General features: G+C 68.3%; 12 protein-coding genes. 7 read left to right on the top strand and 5 right to left on the bottom strand.

Annotated features, from left to right (window positions below; all coding sequences use genetic code 11):
• Positions 1–233: 233 nt before the first annotated feature.
• Together ACFVBH_RS15770 and ACFVBH_RS15765 are read right to left on the bottom strand one after the other, a co-directional pair.
• On the bottom strand, positions 234–1799 hold the full coding sequence (locus tag ACFVBH_RS15770; protein WP_379002203.1) for an adenylate/guanylate cyclase domain-containing protein: 1566 nt from the start codon (positions 1797–1799) through the stop codon (positions 234–236).
• A 135-nt stretch (positions 1800–1934) separates the two neighbouring features.
• Positions 1935–2600, bottom strand: a complete 666-nt coding sequence (locus tag ACFVBH_RS15765) for a hemolysin III family protein (protein WP_379002803.1) — start codon at positions 2598–2600, stop codon at positions 1935–1937.
• An 816-nt stretch (positions 2601–3416) separates the two neighbouring features.
• On the opposite strand from ACFVBH_RS15765, the gene ACFVBH_RS15760 reads away from it, so the two are divergent.
• Both ACFVBH_RS15760 and ACFVBH_RS15755 read left to right on the top strand, forming a co-directional pair.
• On the top strand, positions 3417–4196 hold the full coding sequence (locus ACFVBH_RS15760) for an isoprenyl transferase (RefSeq protein ID WP_354989131.1): 780 nt from the start codon (positions 3417–3419) through the stop codon (positions 4194–4196).
• 129 nt (positions 4197–4325) lie between these two features.
• Positions 4326–4910, top strand: a complete 585-nt coding sequence (locus tag ACFVBH_RS15755; protein WP_354989132.1) for a hypothetical protein — start codon at positions 4326–4328, stop codon at positions 4908–4910.
• A 3-nt stretch (positions 4911–4913) separates the two neighbouring features.
• On the opposite strand, the gene coaA is transcribed toward ACFVBH_RS15755, so the two are convergent.
• The gene (gene coaA / locus ACFVBH_RS15750; RefSeq protein ID WP_354989133.1) at positions 4914–5846 is read right to left on the bottom strand and encodes a type I pantothenate kinase; all 933 of its coding nucleotides are present in this window, start codon (positions 5844–5846) and stop codon (positions 4914–4916) included.
• 258 nt (positions 5847–6104) lie between these two features.
• Here coaA and ACFVBH_RS15745 point away from each other — a divergent pair, with 258 nt between their 5' ends.
• A complete protein-coding gene (locus ACFVBH_RS15745; RefSeq protein WP_379002202.1) occupies positions 6105–7301 on the top strand; it encodes a DUF885 domain-containing protein in 1197 nt (398 codons plus the stop codon).
• A 641-nt stretch (positions 7302–7942) separates the two neighbouring features.
• Complete coding sequence (gene glyA, locus ACFVBH_RS15740; RefSeq protein ID WP_354989135.1) at positions 7943–9238, top strand: serine hydroxymethyltransferase; 1296 nt, start codon at positions 7943–7945, stop codon at positions 9236–9238.
• 242 nt (positions 9239–9480) lie between these two features.
• Here the strand turns inward: glyA and ACFVBH_RS15735 are convergent, their stop codons facing one another.
• Both ACFVBH_RS15735 and ACFVBH_RS15730 read right to left on the bottom strand, forming a co-directional pair.
• On the bottom strand, positions 9481–9807 hold the full coding sequence (locus ACFVBH_RS15735) for a glutaredoxin family protein (protein ID WP_379002201.1): 327 nt from the start codon (positions 9805–9807) through the stop codon (positions 9481–9483).
• Positions 9808–9879: 72 nt separating this feature from the next.
• Positions 9880–10152 (bottom strand): hypothetical protein, encoded by a 273-nt coding sequence (locus ACFVBH_RS15730; protein ID WP_354989137.1) that lies wholly within the window; start codon positions 10150–10152, stop codon positions 9880–9882.
• Positions 10153–10173: 21 nt separating this feature from the next.
• Here ACFVBH_RS15730 and ACFVBH_RS15725 point away from each other — a divergent pair, with 21 nt between their 5' ends.
• From ACFVBH_RS15725 to ACFVBH_RS15715, 3 genes are all read left to right on the top strand, one after another.
• Positions 10174–10548, top strand: coding sequence for a DUF488 domain-containing protein (locus ACFVBH_RS15725; protein WP_379002200.1), 375 nt, complete (start codon positions 10174–10176; stop codon positions 10546–10548).
• 242 nt (positions 10549–10790) lie between these two features.
• Entirely contained in the window at positions 10791–12173 is a 1383-nt protein-coding gene (locus ACFVBH_RS15720) for a PhoH family protein (RefSeq protein ID WP_354989139.1), read from the top strand.
• Positions 12174–12400: 227 nt separating this feature from the next.
• Positions 12401–12994, top strand: coding sequence for an esterase (locus tag ACFVBH_RS15715; protein WP_354989140.1), 594 nt, complete (start codon positions 12401–12403; stop codon positions 12992–12994).
• Positions 12995–13260 lie beyond the last annotated feature (266 nt).

Here is a 13260-nt window from a genome sequence, read left to right as displayed (position 1 = left end):
CCCGTATTTCCGTTGCCGCCGCCACCGCCCGGACCTACAGTCCGGAACCTGTGTCTACTTTGATTTTGTCGCCCGGATACTCCGAGGACTCTCGGATCATGCGGGTGGCTGCTGTGCAGGCGGAGGGCTGGTCCGTGCTGGAGCGGGCGTGTGTCGCCGGCGCCGAGCTGTCCGCCGACGACCGGGCCTGGGTGCCGGAAGCCGTGTCGGCGGAATGACGGGGGAGTGGCTGCCTAGAGGTCGGCGGCGGGAGCGGGGGCCGGGACTGCGGCCTGGGGGAGCGCGGCCTGCGGGGCGGTGCCGGTGTGGCGGGCTCGCACGGGAGACGGGACGTCGGTCCAGCCTGGCGTGGGTTCCTTCCGTCCCCGCAGGTGGATGGTGTCGTGCAGCGTCCACCTGTTGCGTTCGGAATCCGCGGCGGCGTCGATGACGACCTGACTCGCCAGGATGCGGCGGCCCACCTGTTTGGCCTCGGTCGTGAGGCGCGCGGCCTCGTTCACCGCGTCGCCGATGACGGTGAACTCCAGGCGGGTGTCCGCGCCGACATCGCCGGCGAAGACCAGGCCGCGGGCGACGCCGATGCCGATGTCGAACTCGCCCGCCGCGCGCACCTCGTCGCGAATGCGGCGGGCGGCGCGCAGGGCGGGGGTCGCGTTGTCGTCCAGGGCGATGGGCGCGCCGAAGATGCACAGCGCCGCGTCGCCCTCGAACTTGTTGACCAGGCCGTGATTGGCCTCGGTGGCCGCGACCACGATGGACAACAGCCGATTCAGCTTGGTGACGAAATCGCGCGGGGCGAGTTCGGTGGCCATCGCCACCGAGCCCGTCACATCGACGAAAAGCGCTGTCACCACCCGCATATCGCCGGTCAGATCGGATTTGGCCGCCAGCGCGCGGGCCGCGACCTCCGCGCCCACGTGCCGGCCGAACACCGTCTGCATGCGTTCGCGCTCACGCAGATTCGAGGCCAGCTCGTTCACCGAATGCTCGAGCCGGCCGATCTCGCTGGTGCTGCCGATGGGCACCCGCACATCGCGGTCGCCCTTGGCGATCCGGTCCAGCGCGTCGCGCAGGGTGTGGATCGGGGTGGCCACCGAGCGCGCCAGCGCCGCCGTCGCGACCGCGCCCGCCGACAACCCGACCACCGCCACGTAGATCGCCGTGCGAATCCGGTCGGCGTACGCCGACGACGGATCCGCGAGCACGGTGATGAGCATGAACAGCGGCACCGCGCCGGTCACGGTGAAGGTCACCAGCACCCGCATGAGCACGGTCGAACTCCAGTGCCCGGTCCCGTCCAGCACCTCGGACACCACCGGAATGGTCGGCCGGATCAGCCGGTCCACGATCAGGAACGTCAGTGCCGCGGACTCGATCCCGCCCAGGGTGAACATGGACAGCACCACCGCGAAATCGCTTTCCGGGGTGAAATGCGCGAACAGCGCGGCCGCGATGATGACGCCCGGCAGCCAGATCGCCAAGGCCCGCAGCGTGATTCCCAGCGGCAGGTGCAGCAGCCGCCGCGCCTCGGGTTCGGTCGGCGCGCGGCGCTGATCGAGCCAGGCGAAGTAGTGCTCGCGATCGCGCACCGCGAGCACGATGCCTAGGAACGCGCCGATGGCCGGGTAGATCGCCACCTGGCCGAACGCGGTCACCCATTCGGTGCCGAGCCGGGAGAAGAAGCCGCTGAGCCACAGCTCGACGGTGATGACCCCGAGCCCGCCGAGGTTGCACGCCATGACAACGGCCGACAACCCCCACCGCGCGCGCAGCGCCCACAGAATGAGCCTGCTGATCACGTCGCCAGGGGCGTCGCGGCTGCGACGGTCGGTGCGTTCATCGGATGGTGTGCCTAGGGGTTCGTCCGGCTATTGCTCTGGACTTTAGAGACCTTTTGCCCCGGATTGCACGTTTGTGAGTAATTGCTCGCGCGCTCAGCGCAACAGCACCAGCCAGACCGCGATGTAGTGGCACAGCGCCGCCACCACGGTCGCCGCGTGGAAGAACTCGTGATAGCCGAACACCTCCGGCCACGGATCCGGCCAGCGCGAGGCGTAGAGCACGCCGCCGACGCTGTAGGCGATCCCGCCCGCCAGCAACAGCAGCACCGGCGCCCACCCCACGTTCCCGATGAGCGTCCCCGCCACCGGCACGATGGCCCACCCCAGCAGCAGATACAGCGGCACCCCGACCCAGCGCGGCGCGGTGGGCCACAACATCTTCAGCGTGACCCCCGCCAGCGCCCCCACCCACACGGTGATGAGCAGAATCGTCCCCGCCCGCCCCCGCACGCCGAGCAACGCGAACGGCGTATAGCTCCCCGCGATGAAGATGAAGATCATCGAGTGGTCGGCGCGCTTCATCCACATCCGCGCCCGCGCGGTACGCCAGTGCACCCGGTGATAGGTGGCACTGATCCCGAACACCCCGCACACGGTCAACCCGTACACGGCCGTCGCCCAGCCGGCGGTCGCCGACACGGTGCTCGCGACGCTCACCAACACGATGGCCGCGATGGCAGCGACCCCCACGGCCCACAGATGAATCCACCCCCGCAGCCGCGGCTTGATGAGCGCGATCTCGTCCCGAACGGTTTCCAGCGCATCCGCCACGGGGGCGGGAACGGTATCCGACACGTAAGTTACCTCCTCAGTAACCTACGGTACCGTAGGTTGCCGCCCAGACCCCCCGAAAGTGGCGAGACACTCAACGAATACGCCCCCACTCCCCACCCCCGCATCCCCCTCCCGTAGGGGTCCGCCGCCACCCACCACCACCCGATCCGCGGCCCCCACCGAGCCACCCGAACTCGGTCCCCACTCCGCCCGGATCACCACCCTCGGCGACGGCGCAGCCGAGCCCCCGAACAGCACACCCGCCCCAAGCGCGCCCCGTAAACCCACTGGCTCGTCCCGCGCCATCCGCGGAACGCACGCACCACACCGCCCCCGGCGTCGCGCCCACCTGCACCACGCGAACGAGACTGCCAAAGGCTCCCAACCCCTGCGCCGATCGTGTCGTGCCGACTGGTCTCGTACCGGTCGGGGTAACTCCCGGGGTACGCCCAAAATGGTTTCCGAACCCACCCGCACCACGCGAACGCGACCATCAACGGCTCCCAACCCCTGCGCCGATCGAGTCGTGCCGACTGGTCTCGTACCGGTCGGGGTAACTCCCGGGGTACGCCCAAAATGGTTTCCGAACCTGCCCGCACCACGCGAATGGGACCGTCAACGGCTCCCAACCCCTGCGCCGATCGTGTCGTGCCGACTGGTCTCGTACCGGTCGGGGTAACTCCCGGGGTACGCCCAAAATGGTTTCCGAACCTCCCCGCACCACGCGAATGGGACTGTCAACGGCTCCTAAGCCATGCGCCAAAATCGCGGAGAGGCGGGCTAGGCGTAGGGTGACGTGCCGTGAAGCTTGCGAGTCAGGTGCGTGGACTCCCGTATCGCGTGTACGAGGCCAGATTGGCCAAGCAGCTGGCGGGTAAGCAGCATCCGCGCCATGTGGCGGTGATGTGCGACGGGAACCGGCGCTGGGCGCGGGAGAACGGGTTCACCGATGTCAGTCACGGGCATCGGGTGGGGGCGCTCAAGATCGCCGAGCTGGTCGGCTGGTGCGGTGAGGCCGGAATCGAGATGGTCACCGTCTACCTGCTCTCCACCGAGAACCTGGGCCGCGATCCCGAGGAGCTGGAGACGCTCTTCGAGGTGATCACCGACGTGGTCGAGGAACTCTCTGCGCCGGAACAGAATTCGAGCGTTCGGATCGTCGGCGCACTGGATCAGTTGCCGGACGTCGTGGCCAAGCGATTGCGGCACGCCGCCGAGGGCACCCTGGGCCGGGACGGCGTGCACGTGAACGTGGCCATCGGCTACGGCGGCAGGCAGGAGATCACCGACGCGGTGCGCTCGCTGGTGCGCCAGGAGCTGGAGGGCGGGGAGACTGGGGAGGATCTGGTCCAGGCCATCACCGTGGACGCCATCGGCCAGCACCTGTACACCTCCGGTCAGCCGGACCCGGATCTGGTCATCCGCACCTCCGGTGAACAGCGCCTTTCCGGATTCCTGCTGTGGCAGAGCGCCTACTCCGAGATCTGGTTCACCGAGGCCTACTGGCCCGAGTTCCGCCGCGTGGATTTCCTGCGCGCCCTGCGCGATTTCGCCGCGCGGCACCGCCGCTTCGGCGTCTGAGCGCGCACCCGGACCTCGATTTCCGCGCCGTGACCCCGGCCGCGACCGCGACACGGCCAGTCAACGGTTGTATTGCAGTGCAATGGCTTCCGTGGTTCGCGGGCGCTTCGCTGCGTACCGTCGGATCGCATGAGCGAACTGGTCGAGGGGCAGGGTGGCGCCGCGGCGTACCTGAGTTATGAGGAGTTCGGGCGGCGATTCCTGGAATACGCGGCGTCGCCCGAGCGGATCGCCGGCGCTTTCGAGAAGCTGACCGGCGAGCAGTTCGAGTTCGGCCCCATCGGCGCGGGCCCGGGCCGCATCGCGAAACTCTCGGCCAGCGTGCGCCTGGGTCAGCCCCGCCTGAATCGGGAAGTGCTGGACAACATTTCGTTCGATCTGGTGATCCCGCTGGATGTGGACCTGCTCATCGACCTCGCGGTGGACCGCTATCCCTTCCGCGTCGACGGCACCATTCACCTGCGCCTGACCGTGCGCACGGCCGAACCCCTGCGGGTGCTGATCGAGATCGCCGAGCCGCAGCCCAGCAATGTGCGGATCAACGTGGCCAGCGCGTCCCGGCGCGGCGAGGTGCTGCGCATCGTGGCCAGCGTCGATCACGAGATCCGCCGCTTCGTCGCGCGCTACATCGCCGAGGAGATCCACAAGCCGAATATCCAGGCCGCGACGAACATCGACGTGGGCGCGCGCCTGGACGCGGCCTGGAGTCTGTAGTCCCTACAACTTGCGCAGGCGCAGCCGGTTGATGGTGTGGTCGGAGTCCTTGCGCAGCACCAGCGTCGCGCGCGGGCGGGTCGGCAGGATGTTGTCCACCAGGTTCGGCCGGTTGGTGTTGTTCCAGATCTCCTTGGCCGCGCTGGTCGCCTCGGCGTCGTTGAACTTCGCGTAGTGATGGAAATGCGAATTCGGGTCGGCGAAGGCTGTTTTGCGCAGGGCCAGGAAGCGCTGCACGTACCAGGTCTCGATGTCCTCGATGCGCGCGTCCACGTAGATGGAGAAGTCGAACAGGTCCGAGACCATCAGCCGGGGACCGGTCTGCAGCACGTTGAGGCCCTCGACGATCAGGATGTCGGGCTGGCGCACGCAGTGGAACTGATCCGGCACGATGTCGTAGGCGATGTGCGAGTACACCGGCGCGCACACCTCGGGCGCACCGGATTTCACCTCGGTGACGAAGCGCAGCAGCTTGCGCCGGTCGTAGGACTCCGGGAACCCCTTGCGGTGCATGATGCCGCGCCGGGTGAGTTCGGCTGTGGGATACAGGAATCCGTCGGTGGTGACCAGATCCACCCGCGGGTGGTGGTCCCAGCGCGCCAGCAGCGCCTGCAGCACGCGCGCGGTGGTGGACTTGCCCACCGCCACCGAGCCGGCCACGCCGATCACGTACGGCACCTGGCGATCGGGATGGGTTTCCCCGAGGAAGGTCGCGGTCGCCGCGAAGAGTCGCTGCTTGGCGGCCACCTGCAGGTGGATGAGCCGGGCCAGCGGAAGGTAGACCTCCGCGACCTCCTCCAGGTCGATCTGCTCGCCCAGACCGCGCAGACCGGTCAGCTCTTCCTCGGTGAGCACCAGGGGAGTCGACTTGCGCAGCGTGCGCCACTGCTTGCGGTCGAATTCCACGTACGGGCTCGGCTCGCTCATTCGCGCCATCTATCCACGTCCCCGCGTCGTCCGACAACGGTCACCGCGGGTCCGCGCCCGGGCACGTGTCGCTTCGGTTTCCACCTGTACTGACCCCGGACTCCTCAGAGGCGGATACGTCGACACTCCACGCATAGGCGAATTGTGCTCGGCTCCAACTAGCCGGTGAACACCAGGTGTTGCTACTCACCGGTAACCATAGTGATCTAGGACATAGCCGCGGCGGTGACACGCGCCCGAGCAGGCAAGGCAGTTAAATGAACTCCCATGGCAGCGCATCCACTCGTGACCGAATACCTGCGACTGGGACTGGCCTTCGACCGTTTGGAAGAGGGCTTCGTCGACGCCTTCACCGGCGACCCGGCCCTGCGCCGGGCGAGCGAGAACGCGCCCGCCCCGCAGCCGCGCGACCTCGCGCACCGGGCGGCGAGCCTGCTGAAGGAACTGCCCGCGGCGGGGCTGTCCGCCGAGCGCACCGAATTCCTCGAGGTCCACCTGCGCGCGCTGGAATGCTCGGCCCGCAAATTCGCCGGGGACGACATCACGTTCATCGACGAGGTGCACGCCTACTTCGACGTGGAGATCGCGCCCGGCTCGGAGGACGACTACCGCGACGCGCATCGTCAACTCGACGAGGTGCTGCCCGGTGACGGCCCGCTGCTCGATCGCATCACCGCCCATCGCCGCGCCGACGAGATCCCGCCCGAGCGCCTGCGCGAATGCGTGGACGCCTTCTCCGGCGCCCTGCGCGAACTCGTCCGCGAGCGCTATCCGCTGCCGGACAACGAGCGCGTGGAATACGAAGTGGTGGGGGACAAGCCGTGGTCCGGCTTCAATTACTACCTGGGCGACTATCAGTCCCGGGTCGCCATCAATTCCGATCTCAAACAGCACATGTCCCAGCTCGGGCATTTGATCGCGCACGAGTCGTACCCGGGTCATCACACCGAGCACTGCCGCAAGGAAGCCGGGCTGGTCGCCGCCGGACAGGACGAGCAGACGCTGTTCGTGGTCAACACCCCGCAGTGCCTGATGGCCGAGGGACTCGCGGATCTGGCGCTGAAGTCGATCGTCGGACCGGGCTGGGGCCGCTGGGCGCAGGAGATATACGCGGATCTCGGACTGCGCTTCGATGGTGAACGCGCCGAACGGGTTTCGACGGCCTCGGGAAAACTACTGGGTGTGCGCCAGGACGCCGCGCTGCTCCTGCACGACCGCGGGCGCGATGCCGACGAGGTGGCCGGATTCCTGGAGCGCTGGAGCCTGGTGACGCCGGAACGGGCACGGCAGTCGCTGCGTTTCCTGTCCTCGCCGCTGTGGCGGGCCTACATCAGCACGTATGTGGAGGGATACCGATTGCTCGGCGGCTGGCTGGACGCCGCCGCCGCTGCGGATGAGCGATCGGAGCGTTTCCGGCGATTGCTGGATGAACCCCTCACACCGGGCGCGATACGCCGGATGTGAGGGAACTCCCCGAATTACCGGTTTATCAGGCGGCGGTGCCCCAGTTGGCACAGGAGGCGCCACCGCTGGAGGCGGTGCAGAGGGTGCGGAGCAGGGTGAGCAGAACGTCCTGGAAACCGCCGCCGGCAATGTTGTACAGCATGTGTTTTTACCTCGAAAGCTAGATCTGGGCCGATGTCACTGGCCGGGAAAGCCAGCGCGCGAAACATTACCGATCTTCGGTGCTCCGCCATAGCCTGAATTTCGCACGCTGTCCATGCCTACGCCGTTACGAGCGCGTCTCGTCTGCGCTGACATGGTTCGAGACCCTAATTTCCCGGGCACAGGTTCTCCGGTGTGTCGGCGGCGTTTCGCCCGGTCGCGGCGGGGACGACCGCATTGTGCCAACGGCGTGGCGGGCGTGCGATCCCGGGCGGTAGGCGCCGGATAGGATGGGCGCTACCGCGACTGGCGCACTCGAGGTGGAAGCAACCACCGGGAAGCACCGAAGTCCCGCACCGCGCGCCTGGGTGCTGGGCGATGAGGACCTCGGGCACCCCCGGGGATCCCGTAGTACGGAGGTTGCGATGGATCAGCACTCGCTCGGCGACACTCAGAACCCCCTGGCAAACGGCTCGGCACCGGCCAATACACTCGGCGGGGTGACGCAGACGACCTCCTCAGTCAATTCCCAGTCCCTCGGTGAACTAGACCCCGAGGTCGCCGAGGCCATGGCCGGCGAGCTGGCCCGCCAGCGCGACACCCTCGAGATGATCGCCTCGGAGAACTTCGTGCCGCGCGCGGTGCTGCAGGCGCAGGGCAGCGTGCTCACCAACAAGTACGCCGAGGGCTACCCGGGCCGTCGCTACTACGGCGGCTGCGAGAACGTCGACGTGGTCGAGGACCTCGCCCGGGCCCGCGTCACCGAACTCTTCGGCGCCGAATACGCCAACGTGCAGCCGCATTCGGGTGCGCAGGCCAACGCCGCGGTCCTGATGGCGCTGATGAATCCGGGCGAGCGCCTGCTCGGCCTGAATCTCGCGCACGGCGGCCACCTCACCCACGGCATGCGCCTGAACTTCTCCGGCAAGCTGTACGAGGTCAGCGCCTACGGTGTGCGCGAGGACGATCATCGCGTCGACATGGACGAGGTCCGCAAGCTCGCGATCGAGTCCAAGCCGCAGGTGATCGTCGCCGGCTGGTCCGCCTACCCGCGGCACCTGGACTTCGCGGCCTTCCGCGAGATCGCCGACGAGGTCGGCGCGAAGCTGTGGGTCGACATGGCGCACTTCGCCGGGCTGGTCGCCGCCGGGCTGCACCCCTCGCCCGTGCCGTACGCCGATGTCGTCTCCTCCACCGTGCACAAGACCCTCGGCGGCCCGCGCTCCGGTGTGATCCTGGCCAAGCAGGAGTACGCCAAGAAGCTCAACAGCGCGGTCTTCCCGGGCCAGCAGGGCGGCCCGCTCATGCACGCCATCGCCGCCAAGGCCGTGGCCTTCAAGATCGCCGCGGGCGCCGAGTTCGCCGAGCGTCAGGCGCGCACGCTGTCCGGCGCCAAGATTCTGGCCGAGCGCCTGAACGCCGAGGACACCAAGGCCAAGGGCATCACCGTGCTCACCGGCGGCACCGACGTGCACCTGGTGCTGGTGGACCTGCGCAACTCCCAGCTCGACGGCCAGCAGGGCGAGGATCTGCTGCACGAGATCGGAATCACCGTGAACCGCAACGCGGTTCCGTTCGACCCCCGTCCGCCGATGGTCACCTCCGGCCTGCGCATCGGCACCCCGGCGCTGGCCAGCCGCGGCTTCGGCGACACCGAGTTCGCGGAGGTCGCCGAGATCATCGCCGCCGCGCTGACCGGCTCGGCCGACCTGGACGCGCTGCGTCAGCGGGTCGCCAAGCTGGCTCAGGCCTTCCCGCTGTACGAGGGCCTCGAGGACTGGCGTCTGCTCGGCTGAGTGCCGGAGCGGTACGACCGACAGCACTGAGGAATACGGCCCGCCGCGATCGAATGATCGCGGCGGGCCGGTTCTTTCGAATCGCGCGAGCTCGGATCGGGCCGGACCCGGTGGGTTTCGGACTCTGGGCGGCAGGGGAGCGAGGCTCGGTATCGGCCGCCCACCCGTGCAGGCCGCCCACCGGTCGGCGTCGGCACGAGACGGCCGTCCGAACCGCGGGACCGAGAGCCGGCCCGCCGGGTTCAGAACAGGCGCAGCCGCCGCGGCCCGCCGGTGAGCGCGGGTGCGTCCGTCTTCACGGTCGCGATCAGCTCACCGGGATTCGGGTTCACCCAATGCCTTTCGGCGGAGTCGCCGGGCTTCGCACCGGCGGTGCGCAGCACCACCGTCGGCACGGTCTCGTTCCCATCGGCCACCGAGCGCACGAACGCGGCGGCATCGGGGTCCTCCCAGATGTTCACCTCGCGATGCGCGATGCCGCGCAGGTTGAGGGTCGTGCGCAGGCGCGCGCAGAAGGGGCAGCCGGGACGCCGGTACACGACGAGCTCCGGGGTGGCGTCAGCGGTCATGCCCCGAGTGTAGGTTCGCCGCGCCGGGCCCGTCGGCCCCCGCGGATCGCGGGAGCCGTGCCCGCGCGGGGCTCAGGAATTCTTGGCCAGGTAATCCACGTACATCGGGCGCAGCACCTCGCCGATCTCGCCCTCGCCCGCGTGCGCGTAATCGTCCAGCATCGGCAGCACGTACTTGATGTCGGCTTCGCTCTCGCCCAGATCGCCCGCGGCGGCCGCGGCGGCCGGAATGGACTTGAGCAGATCCCAGAGGAATTTCACGTCGCCGTGGCGAACGGCCAGTTTCACTGCCCGGTCGTGCAGTTCCTTGGTGGACAGCGTCTCGAGATCGCGAGTATCGGCCATGGCATCGACTGTAATGGACCCATGGCAGCGCAACCGAGGTACCGGGTCAAGCGTGTGTACGACGCACCCGAGGCGGGCGACGGCCGCCGGGTGCTGGTGGATCGGCTCTGGCCGCGCGGGGTCAGCAAACAACAGGCATCCATCGATGAGTGGGCCAAGGACGTGACGCCCTCGAACGAGTTACGTCGGTGGTACCACGCCGAGCCGGACACGCGCAGAGCCGAATTCGAAAAAAAGTACCGCGCGGAACTCTCCGGCGACGCGCCGCAGGACGCGCTGGCCAGACTGCGTGCCGAGGCCGCGCGGGAACCACTCACGCTGGTGACGGCCGTGAAGGATCCGGCGCACAGCCATGTTCCGGTTCTCCTCGGCGAGTTGGGCGAAACGCCGAAGTAGGACACGCAGTTAATCCGATCTTCACTAACACGCCTGCAACTCGAGCAGCCGGAAACCGATTTCGGCGGTAGCGTCGGGGGTGCGGGCCGCGTAGGTGTGGCGCGTACGGGAGGTCCTGATCGTGTCTGAGCTACTCAGTGCGAGGGGGCCGGCACTCGGCCCTCGGGTCCTACGACCCTAACGGCCGACCGGCCCAGCGAGAACGCTCGCGCGGTGTCGCGCGGGTGGCAAAGGAGCCCACCGTGACTGATGCACGCTCCGTCAACACTTCCGCCGAGGGTGCGCGCACCACCGGGCAGGGAGTTCGCGCCTCGCAGTCGTCCGAATCAGGACTGAAAACCTTTGTCGTGGATACATCGGTGCTGCTTTCGGACCCCTGGGCGCTGACCCGCTTCGGCGAGCACCACGTGGTGCTGCCGCTCGTGGTGATCAGTGAGCTCGAGGGCAAACGGCACCACCACGAACTCGGGTGGTTCGCTCGCGAGGCATTGCGCATGCTGGACGATCTGCGTCTGGCACACGGTCGGCTCGATCAGCGGATACCGATCGGTTCCGCGGGCGGAACGCTCCAGGTGGAGCTGAACCATACCGACCCCAGTGTGCTGCCGGTGGGTTTCAGAACCGACAGCAACGACTCTCGAATCCTCGCCTGCGCACTCAATTTCGCGGCCGAGGGGCGCAAGGTCGTCCTGGTCTCCAAGGACATCCCGCTGCGCGTCAAGGCGAGCGCGGTCGGCCTGCAGGCCGATGAGTACCACGCACAGGACGTGGTCACCTCCGGGTGGACCGGCATGGTGGAACTCGAGGTCGGGTCCGCGGTGGTGGACAAGATCTACTCCGACTCCATCATCGATCTGGACGAGGCCCGGGACATCCCGTGCCACACCGGGATTCGGCTCCTCAGCGCACGCGGCAGCGCCCTGGCCCGGGTGACCCCGGACAAGAAGGTGCAGTTGGTGCGCGGCGATCGAGAAGCCTTCGGGCTGCACGGGCGCTCGGCCGAACAGCGCATCGCGCTGGACCTGCTGCTGGACGAGAGCATCGGGATCGTGTCCATGGGCGGCCGCGCGGGCACCGGTAAATCCGCGCTCGCGCTGACCGCGGGCCTGGAAGCGGTGCTGGAGCGGCGCACCCACCGCAAGGTGGTCGTGTTCCGGCCGCTGTACGCGGTCGGCGGCCAGGATCTGGGCTACCTGCCCGGCAGCGAGAGCGAGAAGATGGGGCCGTGGGCGCAGGCCGTCTTCGACACCCTGGAAGGGCTCGCCAGCCCGGAGGTCATGGAGGAGGTACAGGCGCGCGGCATGCTGGAGGTGCTGCCGCTCACCCACATTCGCGGGCGGTCGCTGCACGACTCCTTCGTGATCGTGGACGAGGCGCAGTCGCTCGAACGCAATGTGCTGCTCACGGTGCTGAGCCGATTGGGCAGCGGGTCGCGGGTGGTGCTCACCCACGATGTGGCTCAGCGCGACAATCTGCGCGTGGGCCGGCACGACGGCGTGGCCGCGGTGATCGAGAAGCTCAAGGGGCATCCGCTCTTCGCGCACATCACCCTGACCCGCAGTGAGCGCTCGCCGATCGCGGCGCTGGTCACCGAGATGCTGGAGGAGTTCGGGCCGAACGCGTGAAGGCGCGATAGGCCGTAGCCGGTTCCGCGGAGCCGGTTCGACAGACCTTGCCCGGTCGGGTGGCGTGCTCGGAACGCCGCCCGGCCGGGCAAATTCGTAGTATGTGTTTTGTTTCACAGTCCGCAGGGTATGTTTCACTGAAATACCTGCTCGGCTGTTGATTCGGCGTGGAGTGGTGGTGTGCTGAACGGTTGCCGGGCTTCGTCCTGAAGACCGAGAGGATGGATATGCACCACTTCGCTCGACGTTCGGCAAGCATCGTGGCGGCGGTCGCGCTGATCACGGTGATGGTCGCGGGCTGCTCGAAGGACAAGGACGACAAGGACTTCAAGTCCGACGGCGCGACCGCCACCAGTGCCATGGCCACCACCGGTGAGCACGAGGACCACTCCGGCAGCGCGACCGCGGCCCCGGAGACGACCGCCGCGCCGGAGACCTCCGTGACCGGCGGAGCCATGGAAACCAAGATCGCCACGCGCAACGGCGGCGAAATCGCCGTCGCCGGCGCGTTTCTCGCCAAGTACACCGAAATGGGCGGCTCGGCGGGACCGCTCGGCGATCCCAGCGGTCCCGAGCGCGAAGCGCCCGGCGGCGGGAAGATGCAGGAATTCGAGGGCGGAGCCATCTATTCCAGCCCGGAGACCGGAACGCACGTGGTGTGGGGCGAGATTCGCAAGGCGTGGGACGGCCAGGGCGGCCCCGGTGGCGAACTCGGCTACCCGACGAGCGACGAGACGACCGTTCCGGGTGGCAAGCAGAGCGAGTTCGAGGACGGCAGCATCAGCTGGGTGGACGGCAACATCACCATTACGGAGAAGTAGCCGGGGCGGGTCCGGGGCCCCGCGGTTCCGGACCCGAGTCGCCCGGCCGCATGTGCTGCCCGCGCTGCGGGCGGCGCGGTGCGGCCGGGCCGCGTAGCGCCTGTCCGGCTGGTCACCGAGCATCGTGTGGCGGGCCGCGGGGCGACGCGGGCGAAAGTGTGGGGAGGGCGACTATCACGCCCGATCGGCTATAGCCGCTCGACATGCCGGGCCATAGCCGTTGCGAATGCGGGGGGAAGATGCCCGCGCTCGCGGCGCAGCCGCTA

This window comes from Nocardia sp. NPDC057668 (assembly GCF_042799795.1).
In the GTDB taxonomy this organism is placed as follows: Bacteria; Actinomycetota; Actinomycetes; order Mycobacteriales; family Mycobacteriaceae; genus Nocardia.
Note: the sequence above shows the minus strand (reverse complement) of the source record. Positions and strands in the feature narration are given on the sequence as shown.